The organism is Halomonas ventosae (assembly GCF_004361885.1).
Taxonomy (GTDB): domain Bacteria; phylum Pseudomonadota; class Gammaproteobacteria; order Pseudomonadales; family Halomonadaceae; genus Halomonas; species Halomonas ventosae_C.
In genome coordinates this window covers 1-23,520 of the sequence record NZ_SNWH01000013.1, presented here as the reverse complement: position 1 = coordinate 23,520, position 23,520 = coordinate 1, and the positions used below count along the sequence as shown (strand labels likewise).

General features: G+C 62.7%; 21 protein-coding genes. 13 read left to right on the top strand and 8 right to left on the bottom strand.

The genetic code is table 11. The features are described from left to right. Positions 1-6 precede the first annotated feature (6 nt). The 4 genes from DFO68_RS10570 to argC form a co-directional block, all read right to left on the bottom strand. Positions 7-678, bottom strand: coding sequence for an amino acid ABC transporter permease (locus tag DFO68_RS10570; RefSeq protein ID WP_133483632.1), 672 nt, complete (start codon positions 676-678; stop codon positions 7-9). A gap of 110 nt (positions 679-788) precedes the next feature. After that, on the bottom strand, positions 789-1,556 hold the full coding sequence (locus DFO68_RS10565) for a transporter substrate-binding domain-containing protein (RefSeq protein ID WP_133483631.1): 768 nt from the start codon (positions 1,554-1,556) through the stop codon (positions 789-791). A gap of 114 nt (positions 1,557-1,670) precedes the next feature. Next, the gene (erpA, locus tag DFO68_RS10560) at positions 1,671-2,024 is read right to left on the bottom strand and encodes an iron-sulfur cluster insertion protein ErpA (RefSeq protein WP_133483630.1); all 354 of its coding nucleotides are present in this window, start codon (positions 2,022-2,024) and stop codon (positions 1,671-1,673) included. A 118-nt stretch (positions 2,025-2,142) separates the two neighbouring features. Beyond that, complete coding sequence (gene argC, locus DFO68_RS10555) at positions 2,143-3,177, bottom strand: N-acetyl-gamma-glutamyl-phosphate reductase (RefSeq protein WP_133483629.1); 1,035 nt, start codon at positions 3,175-3,177, stop codon at positions 2,143-2,145. A gap of 128 nt (positions 3,178-3,305) precedes the next feature. On the opposite strand from argC, the gene DFO68_RS10550 reads away from it, so the two are divergent. The 9 genes from DFO68_RS10550 to DFO68_RS10510 all read left to right on the top strand — a co-directional run bounded on the left by DFO68_RS10550 (position 3,306) and on the right by DFO68_RS10510 (position 12,658). Then, on the top strand, positions 3,306-5,078 hold the full coding sequence (locus tag DFO68_RS10550) for a chloride channel protein (RefSeq protein ID WP_243726485.1): 1,773 nt from the start codon (positions 3,306-3,308) through the stop codon (positions 5,076-5,078). Positions 5,079-5,087: 9 nt separating this feature from the next. Continuing rightward, on the top strand, positions 5,088-5,519 hold the full coding sequence (gene hemJ, locus DFO68_RS10545) for a protoporphyrinogen oxidase HemJ (protein WP_133483627.1): 432 nt from the start codon (positions 5,088-5,090) through the stop codon (positions 5,517-5,519). Then, entirely contained in the window at positions 5,519-6,379 is an 861-nt protein-coding gene (gene thiD / locus DFO68_RS10540) for a bifunctional hydroxymethylpyrimidine kinase/phosphomethylpyrimidine kinase (protein ID WP_133483626.1), read from the top strand. The genes hemJ and thiD overlap by 1 nt, the downstream gene beginning before the upstream one ends. A gap of 197 nt (positions 6,380-6,576) precedes the next feature. Next, positions 6,577-7,869, top strand: coding sequence for a glutamate-1-semialdehyde 2,1-aminomutase (hemL, locus tag DFO68_RS10535; protein ID WP_133483625.1), 1,293 nt, complete (start codon positions 6,577-6,579; stop codon positions 7,867-7,869). A 33-nt stretch (positions 7,870-7,902) separates the two neighbouring features. Further along, complete coding sequence (locus tag DFO68_RS10530) at positions 7,903-9,162, top strand: AAA family ATPase (RefSeq protein ID WP_133483624.1); 1,260 nt, start codon at positions 7,903-7,905, stop codon at positions 9,160-9,162. Between the two features lie 37 nt (positions 9,163-9,199). Next, positions 9,200-9,814 carry an RdgB/HAM1 family non-canonical purine NTP pyrophosphatase gene (rdgB, locus tag DFO68_RS10525; RefSeq protein WP_133483623.1) on the top strand — a complete coding sequence of 205 codons (615 nt, stop codon included), beginning with the start codon at positions 9,200-9,202 and terminating at the stop codon, positions 9,812-9,814. Continuing rightward, entirely contained in the window at positions 9,811-10,998 is a 1,188-nt protein-coding gene (gene hemW, locus DFO68_RS10520) for a radical SAM family heme chaperone HemW (RefSeq protein WP_133483622.1), read from the top strand. Before rdgB ends, hemW begins: the two co-directional genes overlap by 4 nt. Before the next feature lie 45 nt (positions 10,999-11,043). Then, complete coding sequence (locus DFO68_RS10515; RefSeq protein WP_133483621.1) at positions 11,044-11,727, top strand: OmpA family protein; 684 nt, start codon at positions 11,044-11,046, stop codon at positions 11,725-11,727. An 82-nt stretch (positions 11,728-11,809) separates the two neighbouring features. Then, positions 11,810-12,658: a 23S rRNA (adenine(2030)-N(6))-methyltransferase RlmJ gene (locus tag DFO68_RS10510; RefSeq protein ID WP_133483620.1), complete on the top strand. Its 849-nt coding sequence runs from the start codon at positions 11,810-11,812 to the stop codon at positions 12,656-12,658. A 6-nt stretch (positions 12,659-12,664) separates the two neighbouring features. Here DFO68_RS10510 and mnmE read toward each other — a convergent pair whose 3' ends face one another. From mnmE to rpmH, 4 genes are all read right to left on the bottom strand, one after another. Beyond that, a complete protein-coding gene (gene mnmE, locus DFO68_RS10505; protein WP_133483619.1) occupies positions 12,665-14,035 on the bottom strand; it encodes a tRNA uridine-5-carboxymethylaminomethyl(34) synthesis GTPase MnmE in 1,371 nt (456 codons plus the stop codon). Positions 14,036-14,138: 103 nt separating this feature from the next. Next, the gene (gene yidC / locus DFO68_RS10500) at positions 14,139-15,833 is read right to left on the bottom strand and encodes a membrane protein insertase YidC (RefSeq protein WP_133483618.1); all 1,695 of its coding nucleotides are present in this window, start codon (positions 15,831-15,833) and stop codon (positions 14,139-14,141) included. A 186-nt stretch (positions 15,834-16,019) separates the two neighbouring features. Then, positions 16,020-16,436, bottom strand: a complete 417-nt coding sequence (rnpA, locus tag DFO68_RS10495; protein ID WP_133483617.1) for a ribonuclease P protein component — start codon at positions 16,434-16,436, stop codon at positions 16,020-16,022. Between the two features lie 13 nt (positions 16,437-16,449). Further along, a complete protein-coding gene (gene rpmH, locus DFO68_RS10490) occupies positions 16,450-16,584 on the bottom strand; it encodes a 50S ribosomal protein L34 (RefSeq protein ID WP_133483616.1) in 135 nt (44 codons plus the stop codon). A 497-nt stretch (positions 16,585-17,081) separates the two neighbouring features. Between rpmH and dnaA the strand changes: the two genes are divergently transcribed. The 4 genes from dnaA to gyrB all read left to right on the top strand — a co-directional run bounded on the left by dnaA (position 17,082) and on the right by gyrB (position 23,322). Further along, positions 17,082-18,551 carry a chromosomal replication initiator protein DnaA gene (gene dnaA / locus DFO68_RS10485; protein WP_133483615.1) on the top strand — a complete coding sequence of 490 codons (1,470 nt, stop codon included), beginning with the start codon at positions 17,082-17,084 and terminating at the stop codon, positions 18,549-18,551. 61 nt (positions 18,552-18,612) lie between these two features. Further along, positions 18,613-19,716 (top strand): DNA polymerase III subunit beta, encoded by a 1,104-nt coding sequence (dnaN, locus tag DFO68_RS10480; protein WP_133483614.1) that lies wholly within the window; start codon positions 18,613-18,615, stop codon positions 19,714-19,716. A gap of 58 nt (positions 19,717-19,774) precedes the next feature. After that, positions 19,775-20,890: a DNA replication/repair protein RecF gene (recF, locus tag DFO68_RS10475; RefSeq protein ID WP_133483613.1), complete on the top strand. Its 1,116-nt coding sequence runs from the start codon at positions 19,775-19,777 to the stop codon at positions 20,888-20,890. 11 nt (positions 20,891-20,901) lie between these two features. Beyond that, entirely contained in the window at positions 20,902-23,322 is a 2,421-nt protein-coding gene (gyrB, locus tag DFO68_RS10470) for a DNA topoisomerase (ATP-hydrolyzing) subunit B (protein ID WP_133483612.1), read from the top strand. Positions 23,323-23,520 lie beyond the last annotated feature (198 nt).

Genomic DNA, 23,520 nt, shown 5'->3' with positions numbered 1-23,520 from the left:
CTTTCCTTATTGTCCGACTAGGCCCTTGCGCTCCAGCTGGCGCAGCGCAAACGATAGGGTCAGGGTGATCGCCAGGTAGAGTAGGGCGACCATCAGGTAGACCTCCAGGGCGTTGAAGGTGGTGGCGATATACACCTGACCTTGGCGCACCAGTTCGCCGACGCCGATCACCGAGAACAGTGAGGTATCCTTAATGCTGATGATGCCCTGGTTGCCCAGGGGCGGGATCATGCGCCGGAACGCCTGGGGCCAGATGATGTAGCGGAAGGTCTGGAGTCGGGACAGGCCCAGCGAAAGGCCCGCCTCGCGCTGACCGCGCTCGATGGACTGCACGCCGCCTCGCACGATCTCCGAGATGTAGGCGCCGGCGTTGACGGCGATGGCAGCGATGCCGGCCACCAGGGCGTTGATGGGGCTGCCCAGCAGTTGCGGCAGGCCATAGAAAATGAACAGCACCTGCACCAGTACCGGGGTGCCACGGAATATCTCGATATAGGCCACGGCCGGAACCTTCAGCCAGGCGATAGGACTGATCCGCAGCAGGCCGAAGAGGATCCCGATCAGGAAACCGATGGCCAGGCCACCAAAGGAGATTAGCAGGGTATAGGGAATACCCTTAAGCAGGAAGGGAATGGAGGCAAAGGCCGCCTGCCAGTCGAATTGGAAGGTGACGTCCACAGGGTTTCTCCGTCAAGACGCAGGGGGGGGCGACAGGGGGCGAGCCGGATGCACAACGCAGCGGGGCCGGGCGCTTTCGACCCGGCCCCGCGATCAGCAGATGGAGGGCATCACTCGCCGCTGGTGCTACCGAACCACTTGGCGTGGATCTCGTCGTAAGTGCCATCTTCCTTCATTGCGGCGAGGGCTTCGTTGACGGGGTCGACCCATTCGCTGCCCTTGACGAAGACGATGCCGTACTGCTGACCTTCATAGAGCGGACCGACGACCTTGACCCGTCCCTCGCCGCGGGTTTTGGCGAAATAGCCGACGTTGGGGGCATCGTAAAAGACGGCATCGACACTGCCGCCAAGCAGCGCCATATACATGTCGCTGCTGCCCGGATAGGGGACAATATCGGCCTCGTCACCAAGGTTCTCATCGAGAAAGTCATAGCTGGTGGAACCGACCTTGGTGCCGATCTTCTTGTCTTCCAAATCCTCGATGTCGTTGACGCTGTCGTCGTTAGCGCGGACCAGGATGCGCAAGCCACTGTCGTAATAGGGGTCGGAGAAGTCGACGATCTCGGCACGTTGATCGGTGATCGTGATGCCGGCAATGGCGATGTCGACGTTGCCGGTCTGCACGGCGGGGATGATGCCGTTGAAGTCCATGGTGCGCAGGTTGTACTCGAAGCCGGCCCGTTCGGCTACCTCGTTGATGATGTCCATGTCGAAGCCGACCATCTCGCCGGTTTCCTGATCCATCATCTCGAAGGGCACGAAGCTCGGGTCGGTAACGACCGTGAGAACATGATTGTTGGCGCTGGCTACGCCGGAGAGGCCCAAGCCGAGGGCGATGCTGGCACTCAGCCAAGCGGTCTTCAGTTGACGTTTCATACGATTCCCCATGGAAGAATTTGTTATGGATTACGCCTTAAACCATGGCGAGTTCCCGGGGAAGCGTCAAGTGGGGAAAAAAGCCGGCTGTCGCCGCTGAGCCAACGCTAATGCTCAGACCATGAAGGAGGCGCCGCAGCCACAAGTAGTGGTGGCATTGGGGTTTTGCACCAGGAAGCGGGCACCGGCCAGGCCCTCCTCGTAGTCGACGGTGGAGCCGACCAGATATTGATACGAGAGTGGATCGACGACCAGCGCGACCTGGCCGAACTCGACGAGGGTGTCGTCGTCGGCGACCTGCTCGGCGAAATCGAAGCCGTACTGGAAACCCGAACAGCCGCCACCCGTGACGTAGACCCGTAGTTTGAGCTGGGGATTGCCCTGTTCCTCGATGAGCGCCGCGAGCCGGGCACGGGCCCCGTCGGAGAGCATCAAGGGGGTGGGAACGAAGGATTCGGCACCGCTCATGGATGACCTCCCCTGGATCGATGAATGTCTTGCCAGTGGGGATTATCCACAACCCCCACTAAAATAGTCAACTTTATGATACTCATCACGGGTTTTCATGTGGGGCCCTTCGCTGCCATCAGGGCATGATCGCCGGTGCCTCGAGGCCGGCTTGCTCGTCGAGGCCGAACATCAGGTTGAGATTGTGCACGGCCTGCCCGGAGGCGCCCTTGACCAGGTTGTCGATCACCGAGAGCACCACCACGGTGTCGCCATCACCGGGACGGTGGATGGCCAGGCGGCAGACGTTGGCGCCCTTCACGCTGCGCGTCTCGGGATGGCTGCCGGGCGGCATCACGTCGACGAAGGGCTCACCGGCGAAGCGTCGCTCGAAGAGTGCCTGGAGGTCGCCGGGGTCGGCGATCAGGCGAGCGTAGAGGGTGGCGTGGATGCCGCGAATCATCGGTGTCAGGTGGGGGACGAAGGTCAGTCCCACCGGAACCCCGGCGGCATCGGAGAGTCCTTGGCGGATCTCTGGCAGGTGGCGGTGTCCCGAGGCACCGTAGGCCTTCATGGATTCGCTGGCCTCGGCCAGCAGCGAGGGCACCTTGGCACCGCGCCCGGCCCCGGTGACCCCGGACTTGCAGTCGGCGATGACCCGCTCGGTATCGATCACGCCCGCTTCCAGCAGCGGCAGCAGGCCAAGCTGCACGGCGGTGGGGTAACAGCCGGGCACCGCGATCAGGCGCGCCTGACGGATGCGTTCGCGGCTGACCTCGGGCAGGCCATAGATCGCCTCGCCCAGCAGTTCGGGGGCGCCGTGGGGTTGACCATACCAGTGAGCCCACTCATCGCTGTCGCGCAGCCGGAAGTCGGCCGAAAGGTCGATGACTCGGGTGCCCTTGTCGAGCAGCTCGCCCGCCAGGGCGTGAGCCACGCCATGGGGCGTGGCGAAGAACACGGCGTCACAATGCGACAGCCGCTCGGCATCGGGGTCGCTGAAGGTCAGCTCATCGTAGTGACCACGCAGGTTGGGATAGAGCTCGCTGACGGCCGTGCCGGCCTCGGAGCGCGAGGTGATGGCCTCCACTGACACGTGCGGGTGACAAGCTAGCAGCCTAAGCAGTTCGACGCCGGTGTAACCAGTGCCGCCGACGATTCCGACCTTGATCACGGTGGCCTCCTAAGGTGGGTGATATGGCGATGGGACCTGTGCCGCCGGATATGATACACAAGACAGACGTGCTCTACCCAGCTCCAGCCTGGAGGGGCTTGCCCACAAGGCAGAAAAGGAACGTCGCCGTGCCGCGTCTCCCGCTTCCCGATTTTAGTCTGGAAGGCTTCCGTCGCCAGTTGGCTAATGTCGATGCCCTCCCCCAGCTCTGCGTGCTGGGGGTGGTCTCGGGTCTGGTGACGGGGGGGTTGATGGTGGGGTTTCGGCTGCTGCTGTCGCTGGGTGGGCTACTGCTGTTTCCCGAGGGGGATCCCGAGGCCTTCGAGGCCCTGTCCCCCGCCCTGCGGATGCTGATGCCCCTGGCCGCGGCCGCTCTGATTGGCCTGTGGCTCTTCCAGCTGCCGCCTGAGGGACGGCGTATCGGCGTGGTCCACGTCATCGACCGGCTGACCTATCATCAGGGCCGCTTTCCGCTGCGCAACTGGTTGGCCCAGTGGTGGGTGGGCGTGGTATCGGTGATCGGTGGTCTTTCCGCCGGTCGCGAGGGGCCGGCCATCCATCTTGGCGCAGCGGCCTCCACCGGTCTCGGCCAGTACCTGCACCTGCCCCACAACAGCCTCAGGGTACTGGTGGCTTGCGGCACGGCGGCAGGCATCTCGGCCTCGTTCAATACGCCCATTGCCGGGGTCATCTTCGCCATGGAAGTGGTGATGATGGAGTACACCATCATCGGCTTCATGCCGGTGATCCTGGCTTCCTCGATGGGTGCCGTGGTGGCCCAATTGGTCTACGGGCCCGACCCCGCTATCGGTATTCCCGACCTGCATCTGAAATCTTTGCTGGACATCCCTTGGATCCTCGCCAGTGGCCTGCTCATTGGCCTCATGGCGGCGCTGTTCGTGCGCGTTTCCCGGGGCCATGAGGGGCTGCAGCGACTGCCCATGGGATGGCGCTTCGGCCTGGCCGCGGGGGCGGTGGCCGGGGTGGCCTGGTGGTATCCCCAGGTGCAGGGGATGGGGTATGACTCTCTTCAGCTGGCCTTGGGGGGCGGCGCCGCCGTGGATGTACTGCTGGCAGTGGCCATCGGCAAGCTGTTGCTCACGGCCTTAAGTGTCGCATGTGGTATTCCGATCAGTATCATCGGTCCCATTCTGGTAGCCGGCGGCGCCATGGGGGCGCTGTGCGGGATGGCAGGTCAGGCGCTGCTGCCGATGGGGGCCTCTGCGCCCGAGGTCTATGCCCTGCTGGGCATGGCAGCGATGATGGGCGCCGTGCTGCAAGCCCCCTTGGCAGCGCTGATGGCACTGCTCGAGCTCACCCACAATCCCAGCATCATCATGCCGGGCATGCTGGCGGTGGTGGTGGCCAGCCTCACGGCGCGGCAGTTGAGTCGCAGCCAAGGGTTTTTCCTCACCCAGTCGCGTCATGGCCTGCACCCGTTACAGCAGCCGCTGATGCAGGCGCTCTCCCGGGTCTCAGTGCCGGCGGTGATGGAGCGTAGCGTGGTGCGCACTTCGCGCATGATAACCCGCGACCAGGCCAGTGCCCTGCTCGAGTCCAGTCCTGCCTGGGTTCTGATTGAGCGCTCCTCGGACGACAAGCCGACCCTGGCGCTCAAGGCGGCCGACCTGGCCCGCTGGCTGCTGGAGCATGAAGCCCCCGAGTCAGAAGACGACAGCGCCCTGCTGGACCTGCTGGAAATTCCCGGTCAGCGCCTGGATATGGCGCCGATCCACCTGCAGGCGACGCTCTCTGAGGCCTTCGATCGGCTCAACGACAAGGCGTTGGATGCCCTCTACGTGGAGCATGGTTACCGGCCCAAGCAGAAGCGGATTTCCGGTATCATTACCCGCGACGCCATCGAGCGCTATTATCGCTTTTCCGATTCGACCCACGGCTGAGGAGTCGTCATGTATCTGTGGATCAAGGCCCTGCACCTGGTAGCTATGGTGACCTGGTTTGCTGCGATGTTCTATCTGCCGCGCCTGTACGTCTACCACGCCATGGCGCGGGAACGCGGCGACCAGCAGGCCATCGAGTATTTTCTAGTGATGGAGCGCAAGCTCTATCGCGGGATCATGACCCCGTCGATGATCGCCGTGCTGGTGTTCGGCGGCGCGCTGCTGGTGCTCAATCCCACCTGGCTCGCCCAGGGCTGGATACATGCCAAGCTGCTACTGGTAGCGTTGCTGGTGGGCTACCATCATCTCTGCCTGATCTACCTCAAACAGTTTGCCGAGTCGCGCTGTCGTCGCGGTCAGGTATTCTTTCGCTGGTTCAACGAGCTGCCGGTGATCGCCCTGCTGCTGATCATCTTCCTGGCTGTGTTGAAGCCGTTCTGATGGCCGGGATAACCGAACTGACTGCGCACCTGCCGACGGTACTGGTGCTGGCCGGCCATGACCCCACCGGGGGTGCCGGCCTGGTCGCCGACAGCGAAGCGGTGGCGGCCTGCGGCGGCTGGGCGTTGACCCTACCCACCGCGCTGACGGTGCAGAACTGCCGGGACGTCACCGCGGTGACGTCCGTGGCCGCCGATGACCTGCGCGCCATGGCGGCGGCCCTGGAGGAGTTCGAGATCGCCGCCATCAAGATCGGCCTGATCCCGGACGGCGCCGTGCTGGATGCCGTGGTGGATATCCTGCGCCGTCGCCCCGGGGTGCCGGTGGTGATGGATCCGGTGCTCAGGGCTGGCGGGGGGAGTGACTTATCCACCGCTGAGCTGATCGATGCCATCTGCCGCCACTTGCTGCCGTGTGTGGATATCCTAACCCCCAACCGCCAGGAGCTAGCCCGGCTGGCAGGTGCCGAATTCGCTGATGACACCGAGCGGGCGGTGCGGCTGATGTCATTGGGTTGCCAGGCCCTGCTGGTCACCGGCACCGACTATCCTGCGGCACGGGTACCGAGCGATCGGGTGGAACACACGCTGCATGCGCCACAGACCAGCCGGCAGTGGAGCTGGCCGCGACTCGCCGGACGCTTTCATGGTTCCGGCTGCACCCTGGCCAGCGCCCTTGCAGCGCGCCTGGCGGCGGGCGAGTCGCTGGTCAGGGCCTGCGAGCAGGCTCAAGCCTTCACCTGGCAGGCGTTGTCCCGTGGCTGGCAGCCGGGTCATGACCAGCGATTGCCACGGCGTCTCTGGCAGTTACCGGCACGGCCGGCCTTTCTCGCCACTGATGCCGCGGCGCCTCGGCAATGACGGGACGGGCTGGTCATCGCTTCTTCGGCAGACGAGAATGCGGCAGAGGAGAATAGATGAATCCGACAGCGGCACAGTCTCGCGTCGTTCGACGACGTTCACCGGCACTTCACCGTCTGTCACGAAGTTATCCAGAGAACTATCCAAAGAACTATCCACAGCCCGTTCGGGCACGCATCAACACCCAAGAGGTTGACATGACCACATCCGCACAGCTCTTCGAACAGGCTTGTCGCCATATTCCCGGCGGGGTCAATTCGCCGGTTCGCGCCTTCAAGGGAATGGATCGTCCTCCGGTGTTCATGGAGCGTGCAAAGGGCGCCTATCTCTTCGATGTGGAAGGCAAACGCTATGTCGACTACGTCGGTTCCTGGGGGCTCATGATCACTGGACACGCCGACCCCGAGGTGCTTGCTGCGGTGCGCGAACGCCTCGACAGTGGCCTTTCCTTCGGTACCCCTACAGCCATCGAGACCACCATGGCTGATCTGATCTGCGAGATGATTCCCAGCATCGAGATGGTGCGCATGGTCAATTCCGGCACCGAGGCCACCATGTCGGCGATTCGCCTGGCACGCGGCTATACCGGCCGCGACAAGATCGTCAAGTTCGAGGGCAACTACCATGGCCACTCCGACTCGCTGCTGGTCAAGGCCGGCTCGGGCGCCTTGACCCATGGTGAACCCAGCTCTCCCGGTGTGCCCGCCTCGTTGGCCGAGCACACCGTGACGCTCTCCTACAATGATCCCGATGCCGTGGAGGAGTGCTTCGAGGAGATCGGCGACCAGGTGGCCTGCATCATCGTCGAGCCGGTGGCCGGCAACATGAACTGCATCCCGCCGCAGCCGGGCTTTCTCGAGACCCTGCGCCGTGTCTGCGACCAGCACGGCAGCGTGCTGATCTTCGACGAGGTGATGACCGGCTTTCGCGTAGCGATGGGAGGGGCCCAGGCCCACTACGGCATCGAGCCGGACCTCACTTGCCTGGGCAAGATCGTTGGCGGCGGCATGCCGGTGGGCGCCTTCGGCGGTCGCCGCGAGATCATGGAGGTGATCTCGCCGCTGGGCCCCGTCTACCAGGCCGGCACCCTCTCCGGCAACCCGCTGGCCATGGCGGCGGGCATCACGCTGCTGGGCAAGCTGCGCCAGCCGGGCTTCCACGACGCTCTGGCACAGCGGGTTGAAACTCTCTGCCATGGTCTCCAGCAGAGGGCCGATGCCGCGGGTATCGACATGATCACCCAGCGGGCTGGCGGCATGTTTGGGGTCTTCTTCACCGGCCAGAGCCGGGTCGATAACTTCGCTCAGGCCACCGCCTGCGACGCCGATGCCTTCCGCCGCTTCTTCTCCCTGATGCTCGACCAGGGGGTCTATCTGGCCCCATCGGCCTTCGAGGCCGGTTTTATGTCCAGTGCTCATGCCCCTGAGGATATCCAGCTGACCCTGGACGGTGCCGAGAAGGCATTCTGGGTGATGCAGCAGCAGGGTTGACGCATCACTTCACTCATCCGCGGGAGGATCGCCATGGGCCTCATCCAAGATATCGACACGGCTACCGGCGGTGAGAACCTGGAACTGAACGCACTGATTGATGCCTTGGTGGCCTATCATCGTGGGGCCGCCTCCCAGGAGACCGATGCCCATTGCGTCTGCAAGCAGCTTGTCTCGGCCATGCAGTCTGAACTTGCCACGATCCGAGAGGCCCTGCTCGATGACGAAGAGCGTGAAAGGCTTACTCATCTCGGCTGCTGTTTCGAGCAAGACCTTGAACGCCTTGCCCCGCTTCTTGAGTCGCGCGCCGCTCGCCATGTGCCGAGTTGGGCGCTACGTCATCCCAATTCCCGGCTGTACCACGCTGGCCGACCCGTGCTGGCGAATGCCATCGGTCGCGATCTCGAGGTACACGGCGCAAGGCTTGCCGATGATCCCGCCAGCGACATCGCGTCCCTGCTGGTTGGCCTTGAGGGCCGCGAAGCGCCTGATCTGACACGCTTGGCCCTGGATCGCTACCTGCGCCATTCTGGCGACTACGAACTGGCTCGACTGTTGTCGTTGTATGGCACCTTGCATGCCGTGACGGCGGCACGACGGGCGCTGCTTCGCCGTCCCGCCGCGGGTGATGATCCTGAGCATCCCGCCCTGCTGGCCGAGAGCATGGCGGAATGCCGCCGCCACCTGGCCCTGGCCGAACGCATCGCCGAGTTTCGCTTTCCGCCCTTGATCATTGCCGTGGGAGTCGCGGGAAGTGGCAAGAGTCGCTTTACTCGCGGATTGGTCACGGGCCTGGGAGCGATTCGCGTTAGCTCCCAGGCCGAGCGGAAGCGCCTTGTTCAGGCCGACGATGCCTCACTGCATCCCCCGGGCGCGGGAGATGCGGCGAGGGGGGACATCTTCGGTGAGTCCGCCACCACAGCGACGTATCGGCGCTTGGCGATCTGTGCTGGCCATCTGCTCGATGCGGGTATCACCGCTTGCGTGGATGCTACCTGCTTGACCCGTCGCCAGCGTGATCTTCTGCGGCAGCAGGCTGAGGCCCGCGGCTTGCCTTGTTTGCTGGTCAGCTTCGAGGCTGATGACTCCATCCTGCGTCAGCGCATCGAAAAGCTTGCCCGTCGGCAGGGAGGCAACGTAGCGGTGAGTTTGGAAGTTCTTGTCAAGCAACAGCAACGCTTCGAGCCATTCGCCGATGAAGAGCGTCTGCATCTGGTGCATCTCGATACCACCTCAGCTAATGCCGCCGAGACACTGGGTGCGCTTATCCAGGAACATGTAATGCTGGGATAAAGAGCCTGCCAGCGCTTTCCTTCGCAAGAGGCATAGGATGTCTATTTCTACCAAGCTGGTTCTCGCCAGTGGCAATCTCGGCAAGCTGCGCGAGTTCCACTCGCTGCTCGCCCCACTGGGCTTCGAGGTATGCCCCCAGGCCGACTTCGGCGTGACCGACGTCGAGGAGACCGGCCTGACCTTCGTCGAGAATGCCCTGCTCAAGGCCCGCCAGTCCAGTCGTCTTAGCGGGCTGCCGGCGCTGGCCGATGATTCCGGCCTGGAGGTCGATGCGCTGAACGGGGCGCCGGGTATCTATTCCGCGCGCTTCGCGGGCGAGCCGAAGAGCGATGCCCGCAACAATGCCCGGTTGCTGGCCTCCCTTGCCGAGGTGCCGGAGGGGCAGCGCCTGGCGCGCTACTGGTGCGTGCTGGTGCTGCTGCGCCATGCCGAGGATCCCGTCCCGCTGATTGTTCAGCGCAGATGGGAAGGTGAGATTCTATCTGCACCGCGCGGCGAGGGGGGCTTTGGCTATGATCCGCTGTTCTGGCTTCCCGATCAGCAGGCGAGTGCCGCCGAACTCAGTGCCGAGCAGAAGAATCGCCTGAGCCATCGGGGACGGGCCCTGCAGGCGCTGGTGGCGGCGATGGGCGCCGGACGAGACCGGCCATGAGTGCGCCTTCCCTGGCCATCTCCGGCCTGCCTCCGCTGTCGCTCTATGTCCATGTGCCCTGGTGCGTGCGCAAATGCCCTTACTGTGACTTCAATTCTCATGGGGTCGGACGGGGCGCAGAACTGCCCGAGACGGCATACCTGGCGGCGCTGATCGCCGACCTCGAGGCCGATCTTCCGCTGGCCGCGGGGCGCGAACTGGTGAGTATCTTCATCGGCGGCGGTACGCCGAGCCTGATGTCGGCCGGCTTCTACGAGCAGCTGCTGCAGGCAGTGGCGAGCCGACTTGCGTTGGCCGCCGACATCGAGATCACCCTGGAGGCCAATCCCGGCACCCTTGAACGGGGGCGTTTTGCCGGCTATCGGGCCGCGGGAATCAACCGTCTGTCGCTTGGCGTACAGAGCTTCCAGAACGCTCAGCTGGCGGCATTGGGACGGATCCACGATGGCGATGATGCCGTGGTAGCCGTCGAGCAGGCGCGCCAGGCGGGTTTCGATAACCTCAATCTCGACCTGATGCATGGCTTGCCCGAACAGACACCAGCGCTGGCCTTGGCCGATCTCGACCAGGCCCTTTCCCTCTCCCCGACGCATCTCTCCTGGTACCAGCTGACCGTGGAGCCCAATACCGAGTTTCATTCCCGCCCGCCCCGCTTGCCGGAAGAGGAGGCGCTCTGGGACATCCAGGACCGGGGTCACGAGCGCCTGCAGGCCGCCGGCCTTGTACGCTACGAGATCTCTGCCTATGCCCGCCCCGGTCGGGGCTCGCGGCACAACCTCAACTACTGGCGCTTCGGTGACTATCTGGGGATCGGTGCCGGTGCCCACGGCAAGCTCAGTATGCCGGGAAGCGATGGCCTTGAGATCGAACGCCGCTGGAAGTCGCGCCTGCCGGAGGCCTACCTGCGTCGGGTCAATGACCCACGGGGCTTCGTGGCGGGTCGGCAGGCTATCGAGGCGCAAGAGCTGCCGCTGGAATTCGCCATGAATGCCCTGCGGCTGGTCGATGGCGTAGCTCTCTCGACATGGCAGGCCCATACCGGCCGCGGCTGGCAGGCGTTGCGGTCACGGTTGGGTGCAGCGCGCAAAAAAGGACTTCTTGTGGAAGATGCCGAACGGCTTAGGGCATCACCCCAAGGTCTACTATTCTTGAACGAGTTGCTGGCCCTGATCGATGATGAATGAGCCAGTGAAGGATGCTACTGATTTACCCAAGGAGACGAGGACGCCATGCACAGATCCATTCGATTGATCGCCCCGCTGGCCGCCGCCGCGCTGCTGGTAGGCTGCACTACCACCGACCCCTACAGCGGGCAGACCCAGCGTAGCCAGACTGGCACCGGAGCGGCCATCGGCGCTGTCGTCGGCGCCGCGGCGGGCGCCCTCAGTGGTGACGGCAGCACCAGTCGTCGCGATCGCGCCCTGATCGGCGCCGCCGTGGGGGCCGCCGCCGGCGGAGGTATCGGCGCCTACATGGATCGTCAGGAGCAGCAGTTGCGGCAAAGCACGCAGGGCACCGGGATAGGCGTGGATCGCCGTGGTGACGACATCGTGCTCAACATGCCCAGTGAGGTGACCTTCGGCTTCGACTCCAGCGAGCTGACCGCCAATGCGCGCAATGCTCTCAACGACGTGGCCTCGGTCCTGCAGCAGTATCCCGACACCCGGGTCAATATCGCCGGCCATACCGATAGCACTGGTGACGCCGGCTACAATCAGCGTCTCTCCGAGCGTCGTGCCGATGCAGTGGGCAACTATCTCGCCCAGGCCGGTGTTTCACGCAACCGCTTGAACATGCAGGGCTACGGCGAGAGTCAGCCCGTAGCCAGCAACGACACCGAGCAGGGCCGGGCCCAGAACCGTCGGGTGGAGATCACCCTGTCGCCCATTGAGTCGCGTTTCCAGCAGCCGTAACCCGACCTCTCACGCCGTACAAGGCCCGCCACTGCGCTGCAGTGGCGGGCCTTGTCGTCTTGCCGATTCACGGAACTTTTCCATGCTCTCCTACCAGCATGCCTATCATGCCGGCAATTTCGCCGACGTTCACAAGCATCTGACACTCTTTTCCGTTATTGATCATTTATTACGTAAGAAAACATCCATTACGTATATCGATACCCATGCGGGTCGCGGCCTCTATCCGTTGGCGGCCGAAGAGACCGCGAGGCTCGGCGAGTACCGCGACGGCATTGGCCGGCTGTGGCAGGCGAGAACCCGTCTGGGTGACGACCCGCTACTCGGCAACTGGCTCGCCGCTGTCGCGCGGGTCCAGGCGCGGGACGGCAGGCTGGACCACTATCCCGGTTCACCCTGGTGGCTGTCGGATCGGCTGCGCGAGCAGGATCACCTGACGCTCTTTGAACTGCACCCCGGCGAGCATGGTCATCTGGCCCGTCAGCCGCTACCCGATAATGTGCAGCGCATTCATGGCGACGGCCTGCGAGGACTGGTGAGGTGTCTGCCAGTGGCCACTCCGCGACTATGTGTGTTGATCGATCCCAGCTATGAGCGCAAGACGGAATATGGCGAGGTGGTTGAGGTGGTGCGGAAGGCCATGCACAAGGCGCGCCATGCCGTGCTGCTGGTGTGGTATCCCTTGCTGCCGACCGGCCGCCACCATGAACTGCTGGAAGGCCTGCGTGAAGGCGGATTGCGCAAGATATGGCGCAGTGAATTGAGGTTGCGCGAGCCCCGGGAGGGCGAGCGCGGCATGTTAGGCAGCGGTATGCTGGTGATCAATCCGCCCTGGGGGATGGAGACACGGCTGGAGGCGGCCATGCAGCGGGTCGTGCCGCTGCTGGGCACGAGTTGCCAGCATCGTGGCGACTGGTGGGCAGGGGAGTAGTCCTTTTCACTTCCCGATGCAGAAGCTGCCGAAGATCTCGCCGAGCAGGTCATCGGCGCTGAACTCCCCGGTGATCTCGCCCAGGGCGTGCTGAGCGTCGCGCAGGTCCTCGGCAAGCAGCTCACCGGCCCCGTCGCCGGCGAGCTGCGCCTCGCCGCCGGCAAGGGCCTGCTTGGCGTGGTCTAGCGCCTCGAGGTGCCGGCGTCGGGCCGAAAAGCGTCCTTCGCTGGTGACGGCATAGCCCATCACCGCCTTAAGATGCTCCTTGAGGTGATCCATCCCGGCACCGCTTTTAGCCGAGAGACGCACCACGGGTGTGGCGGCACCCTCATCGATGCCCGGCGATTCGTGGCTGGTGTCGATCTTGTTGCGCACCAGTGTCAGCCGCGAGGAATCGTGAAGGCGGGCGACGAATTCGGGCCAGATGGTCATCGGATCGACGGCATCGGTGGTGGCGGCATCCACCAGCAGCAGCACGCGGTCGGCTGTCTCTATCTCTTGCCAGGCGCGGGCTACCCCGATCTTCTCCACGGCATCCGGGGTATCGCGCAGGCCCGCTGTATCAATGACATGCAGCGGCATGCCATCCAGGTGGATGTGTTCACGCAGCACATCGCGGGTGGTGCCCTCGATGTCGGTGACGATGGCGGTATCCTGCTCGGTCAGGGCATTGAGCAGGCTCGACTTGCCGGCATTGGGGCGCCCGGCGATCACCACGCTCATGCCTTCCCGCATCAGGGCCCCCTGGCCGGCCGCGGCCCGCACCTCGTCCAGCTCCGACTGGACGGCGGCAAGTCTCTCGGCGACATGCCCGTCAGCCAGGAAGTCGATCTCCTCTTCGGGGAAGTCGATGGCGGCCTCGACGTACATGCGTAGCTCGATTAGCCGCTGGACCAGTGCTTCCACGCGGCGCGAGAATTCGCCCTGCAAGGAGCGCAGGGCATTCTCGGCGGCCCCCCGGGAACTGGCCTCGATTAGGTCGGCGATAGCCTCTGCCTGGGCCAGGTCCAGCTTGTCATTGAGGAAGGCCCGCTCCGAGAACTCCCCTGGGCGGGCGAGCCTGGCCCCCAGTTGCACGCAGCGCTCGAGCAGCAGGTCCATGATCACCGGTCCGCCGTGCCCCTGCAGTTCGAGGACATCCTCGCCGGTGAAGGAATGCGGCCCGGGGAAGAACAGCGCAATGCCCTCATCAATCACCGTGGATTCACCGCGGAAGGGGCCGTAGTGAGCGTATCGTGGGGCCAGACGCTGGCCGATCATGGCCTCGACGATCGCCGTGCAGGCTGGCCCCGAGACCCGGACGATCCCCACGCCGCCACGTCCCGGCGGCGTGGCCAGGGCGGTGATGGTGTCCTGATCGTGGAGGCTGACACTCATTGGCGATTCCTCGCTGGCAAGGGAAGAGATTGTCCGGGTGCGCTTCGTAAACGCCTGACCCCCGCTGTGGCGGGGGTCAGGGAAAAGGCAGCGACGCACATTGCTACTTGGTCTTCATGCCCTTTCCGACACTGGGATCAGCCTCGATCTTGCGGGTGATCATGTACTGCTGAACGATCGAGGTGCAGTTGTTGACTACCCAGTAGATGACCAGGCCGGCTGGGAACCACAGGAAGAAGAAGGTGAAGACGATCGGCAGCATCTTCATGATCTTGGCCTGCATGGGGTCCGGCGGCGTTGGGTTGAGCATCTGCTGAACGAACATCGAGGCGCCCATCAGGATCGGCAGGATGAAGTACGGATCCTTCACCGACAGGTCGTTGATCCAGAATATGAAGGGCGCGTGACGCAGCTCCACGGATTCCAGCAGCATCCAGTAGAGGGCGATGAACACCGGCATCTGTACCAGGATCGGCAGGCAGCCGCCCAGCGGATTGATCTTCTCCTTCTGGTAGAACTTCATCATCTCCTGGGACATCTTCTGGCGATCGTCGCCGAACTGCTCCTTGAGGCGCTGCATCTCCGGGCCCAGCTTGCGCATGCGCGCCATCGACTTGTAGGCCTTAGCGGAGAGTGGCCACAAGGCCGTCTTCACCAGCAGGGTCAGCAGGACGATGGACCAGCCCCAGTTACCGATCAGGTCATGGATGTGATCGAGCAGCCAGAACAGCGGGTTGGCGATGAACCACAGCCAGCCGAAGTCCACCGTCAGTTCCAGGTTGGGCGCCACGGCCTCGAGTCGATCCTGGACCTTGGGTCCCATGTAGAGGGTCGCTCCCAGCGTCGCCTCGCTGTTGGCGGCTACCTTGGTGGTCGGCCCGGCAAAGGCAGCCACGTTACGGCCTCGGGAGTCGGTGGTGGCGTAGTAGAGGTTCTGCTGGTTCTGGGGGGGAACCCAGGCCGAGGTAAAGTAGTGTTGAATGATGGCGACCCAGCCACCTTCGACGTCGCGATTGTTGAATTCGCCGTTCTGAATCTCCTCGAAGCTGACTTTGAGGTAGCGATCCTCCGGCGTGGAATAGGCGGCGCCGAGATAGGAACGCATGCCCATCTTGGGGCCACTGGAGGGGTCGCTGCTGTTGTCGCGAGCCAACTGGCCGATGAAGCGCGCCGTGACGGGGTTATCGGTATCATTGGCCAGGAAGTATTTTACGTCGACGGCATAGCTGTCACGTTCGAAGACGAAGCGCTTGATCACGTCTACGCCGTTCACCTCGGCGCTCAGGTCGACCTCGAGACGTTCATCGTTCTCGCCCAGCCGGTAATCGGTTGTCTCGGGCGTGAAGGTGATACGGCCCTCGTGGCCTTCGAGCTGAAGGCCGGAACGTGCGACATAGCTGCGATTCTCGCTGTCGGAGAGCAGCACATAGGGTCGCTCGGAGTCGAGACTGAAGCGATGCTGGGGCAGGGCGGCGTAGACAATGTCACCGCCCTGAGGGTCGATACGCACATCGAGCACATCGGTGACCACGGCAACCAATTCCCGGCTGCCCGAGGTCGTGCTGGGCTCGCCGGGGATCCCCCCGTCAATGTCCTGAGTCGAGGACGCGGTGGTGGGAACCGAAAGATCCTCGCTGCTGCCGGAGGATGGCGGGTTCCCCTCTTGCAGGGCAGTGCGGTTGACGGCGGGGGCTTGCGGCTCAGGGGAAACCTGTCCGTAGTCCTGATTCCATTGGACAATCAGCAGGTAGGCGAGGATCGCCAGGGGAATCAGGAGGAGAAGTCGTTTTACGTCCATGAGGGGTCTGCCCGATGGGTAGTGAACTTTCCGATGGCGCAACGCAGGCCGCACACCCGAGATACACGAAAGCCTGCCGGCGGCAGGCTGGCCGAATTCGAGGTTTCGGCGTTGAGGGGCGCGGCGAGCAGAACAGTGGTGAGACGCATGCAGGCTCCATGAAGCACCCTCACGCTGGGGTGCCGGTCATTGTGCGCGGTCAACGCCACCGCTCTCTGCGACTGGCAGGTCCGTCTCGTGGGCGGGCCTGTTTGCCTCTCGCGCGAGGCGACGCCACATGCCATGGAGCTGGCGATGCACGGTCGCGTTGTCCAGTTCATGGACTCCTCGTCTTGCCAGCACCACGATATCCACCGAGGGCAGCCGGTGCTGTTGAAGCCGGATGGATTCGCGCACGATACGCTTTAGGCGGTTTCTGTCCACAGCATTGCGGACGTTCTTCTTGCTGAAGATCAAGCCGAGACGTGGATGCCCGCAACCGTTGGGGGAGGCGAGAGCCATCAGCCCCTTTCCGTGGATCTTGAATGCAGCTGTTTCGAAGACGCGTCGATAGTCCCCGGCAGTCAGCAGTCGCAATTGCCGGGGATAGCCCTGATGGGACACGCGAGAACCGCGCTCAAGCGCTCAGGCGCTTGCGGCCCTTGGCACGGCGACGGGCCAGTACAGCACGTCCATTCTTGGTGGCCATGCGCGCACGAAAGCCATGCACGCGCTTGCGCTTGAGGGCGCTAGGTTGAAAAGTACGTTTCATAACTCGTTATTCCTACATGGTTTTTGGAATGAATCGATCATTCGGTGATATCTGGATGCCGCTCTCGGCCCCAGGAGTGTTCGGTTCAAGACCCGAAATTGTAGTGATTTCAGCTGCGCAGTGCAATTCCTTCCGTGTCTGCTGATGCGATCCTCAAACTGTGGCACTCAGGCCTTCTGCCACCGACCGTGCCTGGCGGTGACTCAGCCCTCTAAGCCTGTGATCAGTATGGGGGATACATTTTGTGTACAAGATACTATATAGCTTATTTATCAGTTATCTACAGAGACAGTCTTGCTGTGGAAAAGATGGGGATTGCGAGACTGTTACGAGCTGTGAGATCGGTTTGAGCGGACGTATAGAGGCCGCGTTGCGGCTGGGCCTATCGGGAGCTATCCAGAAGTTTTCCACAACTCGGTGCTGCCGGACGCTATGTGGATAACTCGGCGCCTGACCGTTACAATAGCTGGTCGTTTTCTATGCAATGGTGAGGTCGCGTGTCACTGGCTCTCTGGCAACAATGTCTGGATACCCTGCAGGACGAACTGAGTTCCCAGCAGTTCAATACCTGGATCCGCCCGCTCCAGGCAGAGGAGGGGGAAGCCAACCAGTTGCGCCTGCTGGCGCCGAATCGTTTTGTGCGCGACTGGGTTAGCGACAAGTATGCCAAGCGAATCAGCGAACTGATGAGGGAATTGTCGCCGGCCAAGCCGCCGAAGGTGGTCTTGGCGGTGGGTAGTCGCCAAGCGGCGCCCAATCCCCAACCACGTGAGCTGGGCAATCCCGTCTCAGCGCAACGCTCACCCAGCGCACCGTCGGTTCAGGCCCCGTCGCGGGGTGTTGATGATGGGGGAGACGAGCGTGAGATCGACAAGTTGCGTGAGGAAGGTGTTGCTCAGCGGCGAGGTGGCGAGCGTCAGGTGCAGGTGGAGGGGAGTCTCAAGCACAGCAGTGGCCTCAATCCCAACTTCACCTTCGATACTTTCGTCGAGGGCAAGTCGAACCAGTTGGCCAGGGCGGCCTCCCGCCAGGTCTCCGAGAATCCCGGCGGCGCCTACAACCCGCTGTTTCTCTATGGCGGGGTGGGTCTCGGCAAGACCCACTTGATGCATGCCGTGGGTAACGCCCTGGCAACGCGACGCGAGAATGCTCGGGTGGTCTATCTGCATTCCGAGCGTTTCGTGGCTGACATGGTCAAGGCGCTGCAGCTCAACGCCATCAACGATTTCAAGCGCTTTTATCGTAGTGTCGACGCCCTGCTGATCGATGATATCCAGTTCTTTGCCGGCAAGGAGCGCTCCCAGGAAGAGTTCTTCCACACCTTCAATGCGTTGCTTGAGGGTGGTCAGCAGATGATCCTGACATCTGATCGCTATCCCAAGGAAATCAGTGGGGTAGAGGAGCGCCTGAAGTCGCGTTTCGGGTGGGGGCTGACGGTGGCCATCGAGCCGCCCGAACTGGAGACCCGTGTCGCAATCCTGATGAAGAAGGCCGACCAGGCCAAGGTCGACCTGCCCCACGACGCCGCCTTCTTCATTGCTCAGAAGATTCGCTCCAACGTGCGTGAGCTGGAGGGTGCCCTGAAAAAGGTGATCGCCGACTCTCACTTCATGGGGAAGACAATCACCCAGGACTTCATCCGTGAATCCCTCAAGGATCTGCTGGCGCTTCAGGACAAGCAGGTCGGCGTGGACAACATTCAGCGCACCGTGGCCGAGTATTATAAGATAAAGCTTGCCGACCTGCTCTCCAAGCGTCGTTCGCGCTCGGTGGCACGACCTCGGCAGGTCGCCATGGCCCTTGCCAAGGAGCTGACCAATCATAGCCTGCCCGAGATTGGCGATGCCTTCGGTGGTCGGGATCACACCACGGTGCTGCATGCTTGCCGCAAGGTGAAAGCGTTGCAAGAGGAGAGCGCGGACATCCGCGAGGACTACAAGAATCTGCTACGGCTGTTGACCAGCTGAACGGAACACCAGCGGTCGGGTCGCCGGCCTCAATCCCTCCAGGACAAGTAGTGGAGCCGACATGAAATTTTCCATCTCCCGAGAAGCGCTGCTGCGCCCGCTGACGCTGGTTGCCGGCGTGGTGGAGCGACGCCAGACCCTGCCGGTACTCTCCAACGTGCTGATTCAGGTCGACCAGGATCAGGTCTCGCTGACCGGCACCGATCTCGAGGTCGAACTGATTGGGCGTACCGCCGCCAGCCTGGTAGATGAACCCGGGTCGGCTACCGTACCGGCTCGCAAGCTCATGGATATCTGCAAGTCCCTGCCGGATCAGGCCGATATACAGCTCTCCCTCGAGGAGGGCAAAGCGGTACTGCGCAGCGGTCGCTCTCGCTTCACCCTCTCGACCCTGCCGGTGGCCGAGTTTCCTAACATCGAGGATGACCCGGGTAAGGTTGAGCTCAATCTGCCGCGGGGCACCTTGAAGCATTTGATCGATGCCACCTCCTTCGCCATGGCACAGCAGGACGTCCGCTACTATCTCAACGGCATGTTGCTGGAGCTGGGCAACAACCTGGTGCGCACCGTGGCCACCGATGGCCATCGCCTGGCCGTCTGTTCGCGTCCTGCCGAGATCCAGGTGGAGCCGCCTCAGAAGCTGATCGTGCCGCGTAAGGGCATCCTGGAATTGGTGCGCCTGCTCGACGACGGTGAGGAGCTAGTCAGCCTGACCCTTGGTGCCAGCCATATGCGGGCCCATACCGGCGACTTCACCTTCACCTCCAAGCTGGTCGACGGCAAGTTTCCCGACTACGAACGAGTCGTGCCGCGCGGTGGCGACAAGGTCTTCATCGCCGAGCGTGCCGAGCTGCGCCAGGTGCTATCGCGCACGGCGATCCTCTCCAACGAGAAGTACCGTGGCGTGCGCCTCAATCTCGAGGAGGGCAATCTGCGGGTGATGGCCAACAATCCCGAACAGGAAGAGGCCGAGGAGAACGTCGCAATCGAGTACAGCGGGCCGGCGATGGAGATCGGCTTCAATGTCGGTTATCTGGTCGACGTGCTCAGCGTGCTGGAGGTGGACCGGGTGCAGATGACCCTGGCTGATCCCAACAGCAGTGCATTGATGGAAGAGCCGGGCGGCGGTGACGCCATGTACGTCGTCATGCCGATGCGCCTCTGAGACGTCCTTTCCTGGTGCCCCGTGCAGGTACCATCGTCACCACGGCCGATTGTAGCTGATGCCTCTCGAACGTCTCGTCTTCCACGGTCTGCGCAACTTGCAGGCCGTGGACCTGATGCCCAGCCCCCACATTAACCTCTTTACCGGCGCCAACGGTAGCGGCAAGTCCAGCCTGCTGGAGGGTATTCATATCCTCGGCATGGGGCGCTCCTTTCGCGCCCGGCAGCTGCGTCAAGCCATCAGCCACGATGCCGACGCTGTGACGCTGCATGGTCGCCTGGCCGGTGATCCGCCGATGACCATCGGTATCCGTCGGCATCGCGAGGGCGGAGAGCTCGAGATGCGCCTTGCCGGCGAGCGTCTCGAGCGCGTCTCGCGTCTGGTGGAGACTCTGCCGCTGCAATTGATCAACCCCGATGCCTTTCGCCTTCTGGAGGGGCCGCCGGTGGGGCGGCGCGAGTTTCTCGACTGGGGTGTGTTTCACGTGAAACACGACTTTCTCGATGTGTGGCGGCGTTTTCGACGCGCGTTGAAACATCGGAATGCGCTACTCAGGCATGGTAGAATGTCGGATGCTTCCCTGGATGCCTGGGAACAGGAACTGGTGCACTGGAGCAATCGACTGGATGACATGCGTCGCCGATGGGTCGAGATGTTCATGCCGGTGTTCGAAGACACTCTGGTTGAGCTGATCACCTTGCCCGGGTTGGCGCTGCGCTATGCGCGCGGTTGGGATCGCAAACGCGAGTTGGAGGATATCCTGCGTCAAGGGCGCGTCAGCGACCATCAGATGGGGTTTACCCAGCAGGGACCTCAGCGGGCGGAGTTGGGCATTCGACTCGGCAAGCGTCCGGCCGTGGAAGTGCTCTCGCGGGGGCAGCAGAAGCTGGTGGTGAGTGCCCTGAAGCTGGCCCAGGGGCGCCTTCTCGAGCAGGTCACCGGCCGCACCTGCATCTACCTGATCGACGACCTGCCTGCCGAGCTGGACCTTGCCCATCGCCAAGTATTCTGCGCCTGGCTGGAGCGCATGCATTGCCAGGTGTTCATCACCAGCGTCGATCCCGATGCCCTAGCAGGTCTTTGGCAGCCGGACACCCGGGTAGCGATGTTCCACGTGAAACATTCCGAAACGGGGCAGGGAAAGTTGCTGCCAATAGACAGACAGACGTCATGATGGAGTAGTCAATGAGCGAACAGGCTTACGACTCATCGAGCATCAAGGTCCTCAAGGGGCTGGATGCCGTACGCAAGCGGCCGGGCATGTATATCGGCGATACCGACGACGGCACGGGCCTGCACCATATGGTATTCGAGCTGGTGGACAACTCCATCGATGAGGCGTTGGCCGGACACTGCAGCGAGATCCGGGTGATCATCCACCCTGATGAGTCGGTGACCGTCACCGACAACGGTCGCGGTGTACCCACCGATCTCCACGAGGGGGAGGGTGTGTCCGCGGCCGAGGTGATCATGACGGTATTGCATGCCGGGGGCAAGTTCGACGACAACTCCTACAAGGTGTCCGGTGGCCTTCATGGCGTCGGGGTCTCCGTCGTCAACGCCCTGTCCGAGGAGCTAAAGCTGACCATCTGGCGAGCGGGTCAGGTGCATGAGCAGGTTTACCACCATGGAGTTCCCGATGCCCCACTGAAGGTGGTGGGACAGACGGACAAGAGCGGGACTCGTGTGCATTTCAGACCATCGAGCGAGACCTTCCATAACATAGAGTTTCACTACGATATCCTGGCCAAGCGGCTCCGGGAGCTCTCCTTCCTCAACTCCGGTGTGGCCATCCGACTGATGGACGAACGCAGCGGGAAGGAAGAGCTGTTCCACTACGAAGGTGGCCTCAAGGCTTTCGTCAACTACCTGAACACCAACAAGACGGTGCTCAATCCGGTATTTCACTTCAATGCCGAACGCGAGGATGGCGTCGGGGTAGAAGTGGCCATGCAGTGGAATGACACCTTCTCCGAAAACATCTTCTGTTATACCAACAATATCCCCCAGCGCGATGGTGGCACTCACCTGGCCGGCTTTCGCGCAGCGCTGACCCGCTCGCTGAACCACTATATCGAGGCTGAAGGGCTGCTCAAGAAGGCCAAGGTCAATACCGCCGGTGACGATGCCCGCGAGGGACTGACCGCGATCATCTCGGTGAAGGTGCCAGACCCGAAGTTCTCTGCTCAGACGAAGGACAAGCTGGTCTCCTCGGAGGTCAAGACCGCGGTGGAGCAGGAAATGGGGAAGCACTTTTCGGAATACCTGATCGAGAAGCCCAATGAAGCCAAGGCCATCGTCAATAAGATGCTGGATGCGGCCCGGGCGCGCGAGGCGGCGCGTAAGGCGCGTGACATGACCCGCCGCAAGGGGGCTCTGGATATCGCCGGCCTGCCCGGCAAGCTAGCCGACTGCCAGGAGAAGGACCCCAGCCTCTCTGAGCTCTTCCTCGTCGAGGGTGATTCGGCCGGCGGCAGTGCCAAGCAGGGACGGGATCGACGCACGCAGGCGATCCTGCCACTCAAGGGCAAGATCCTCAATGTCGAGAAGGCACGCTTCGACAAGATGCTCTCCTCGGCCGAGGTTGGCACGCTGATCACCGCCCTGGGCTGTGGTATCGGCCGCGAGGAGTTCGATCCCGACAAGCTGCGCTATCACTCCATCATCATCATGACCGATGCCGATGTCGATGGGTCGCATATCCGTACCCTGTTGCTGACCTTCTTCTTCCGCCAGATGTCGCAGCTGATCGAGCGTGGCCATGTATTTATCGCCCAGCCGCCGCTCTACAAGATCAAGCGTGGCAAGCAGGAGCTCTATCTCAAGGATGAACAGGCGATGATCGACTACCTGACGACGACGGCACTCGATGGGGCTCGATTGCATGTCAATGCCGATGCCCCCGGCATCGGCGGTGCCCAGCTGGAAGCCCTGGTCAACCAGTATCGCGATGTGATGAAGCGCATCGACCGCCTGTCGCGTGTCTATCCCGATGTGGTGCTACGCAAGATCGTCCATGCGGCGCATCTCGATGGCGAGCAGAGCCTGCGCGATCGGGTCACCATGCAGAACTGGATCGAGTACCTGCAGGACGAGATGGATGCGCTGGTCTCCTATGAGGGCGGGCCACGTTATACCTTCCGCCTCGAGGAGGACGGCGAGCGCGGCGTCTATCTGCCGGCGGTGACGCTGACCGCCCATGGCGTGACTACCGACTATGTCTGGGGCATCGAGTTCTTCACCAGTGCCGACTATCGCGCCATGGCAGGCCTTGGCGAAACACTGGACGGTTTGCTGGAGGAGGGCAGCTACGTAGCGCGCGGTGAACGACAGAAACCGGTTGCGAACTTTTACGATGCCCTGGAGTGGTTGATGGCTGAGGCCCAGCGTGGTCTGTCCATCCAGCGCTACAAGGGGCTGGGGGAAATGAATCCCGACCAGCTCTGGGAGACAACCATGGACCCGGAGACCCGTCGCATGCTGCGTGTCTCCATCGAGGATGCGGTTGCTGCCGACATGATGTTTAATACGCTGATGGGTGATGAGGTCGAACCCCGGCGCGATTTCATCGAACGCTATGCGCTAGTAGCTAATCTGGATATCTAGATTTGCGATGTTCCACGTGAAACATTACTCCGCCTGAGTGCAACACAACGACAAGGCCGGCCATGGTGGCTGGCCTTGTTGCATGTGCGCCAGGCATGGCGCGCAGCGCCTGACTGGCGCTGTTTCCAAGGGTGGTGCCTTGGAATGACTTGGGGGTGAAAGTCCCCTGCACGCCCGGTAAGGGGAAGTGCTAGCCGA

Excerpts from the sequence above, each read along its gene's own strand:
- DFO68_RS10565 (WP_133483631.1), bottom strand. The coding sequence starts at position 1,556 with ATGAAACGTCAACTGAAGACCGCTTGGCTGAGTGCCAGCATCGCCCTC.
- erpA (WP_133483630.1), bottom strand. The coding sequence starts at position 2,024 with ATGAGCGGTGCCGAATCCTTCGTTCCCACCCCCTTGATGCTCTCCGAC.
- hemJ (WP_133483627.1), top strand. The coding sequence starts at position 5,088 with ATGTATCTGTGGATCAAGGCCCTGCACCTGGTAGCTATGGTGACCTGG.
- thiD (WP_133483626.1), top strand. The coding sequence starts at position 5,519 with ATGGCCGGGATAACCGAACTGACTGCGCACCTGCCGACGGTACTGGTG.
- hemL (WP_133483625.1), top strand. The coding sequence starts at position 6,577 with ATGACCACATCCGCACAGCTCTTCGAACAGGCTTGTCGCCATATTCCC.
- DFO68_RS10530 (WP_133483624.1), top strand. The coding sequence starts at position 7,903 with ATGGGCCTCATCCAAGATATCGACACGGCTACCGGCGGTGAGAACCTG.
- rdgB (WP_133483623.1), top strand. The coding sequence starts at position 9,200 with ATGTCTATTTCTACCAAGCTGGTTCTCGCCAGTGGCAATCTCGGCAAG.
- hemW (WP_133483622.1), top strand. The coding sequence starts at position 9,811 with ATGAGTGCGCCTTCCCTGGCCATCTCCGGCCTGCCTCCGCTGTCGCTC.
- DFO68_RS10515 (WP_133483621.1), top strand. The coding sequence starts at position 11,044 with ATGCACAGATCCATTCGATTGATCGCCCCGCTGGCCGCCGCCGCGCTG.
- DFO68_RS10510 (WP_133483620.1), top strand. The coding sequence starts at position 11,810 with ATGCTCTCCTACCAGCATGCCTATCATGCCGGCAATTTCGCCGACGTT.
- mnmE (WP_133483619.1), bottom strand. The coding sequence starts at position 14,035 with ATGAGTGTCAGCCTCCACGATCAGGACACCATCACCGCCCTGGCCACG.
- yidC (WP_133483618.1), bottom strand. The coding sequence starts at position 15,833 with ATGGACGTAAAACGACTTCTCCTCCTGATTCCCCTGGCGATCCTCGCC.
- rpmH (WP_133483616.1), bottom strand. The coding sequence starts at position 16,584 with ATGAAACGTACTTTTCAACCTAGCGCCCTCAAGCGCAAGCGCGTGCAT.
- dnaN (WP_133483614.1), top strand. The coding sequence starts at position 18,613 with ATGAAATTTTCCATCTCCCGAGAAGCGCTGCTGCGCCCGCTGACGCTG.
- recF (WP_133483613.1), top strand. The coding sequence starts at position 19,775 with ATGCCTCTCGAACGTCTCGTCTTCCACGGTCTGCGCAACTTGCAGGCC.
- gyrB (WP_133483612.1), top strand. The coding sequence starts at position 20,902 with ATGAGCGAACAGGCTTACGACTCATCGAGCATCAAGGTCCTCAAGGGG.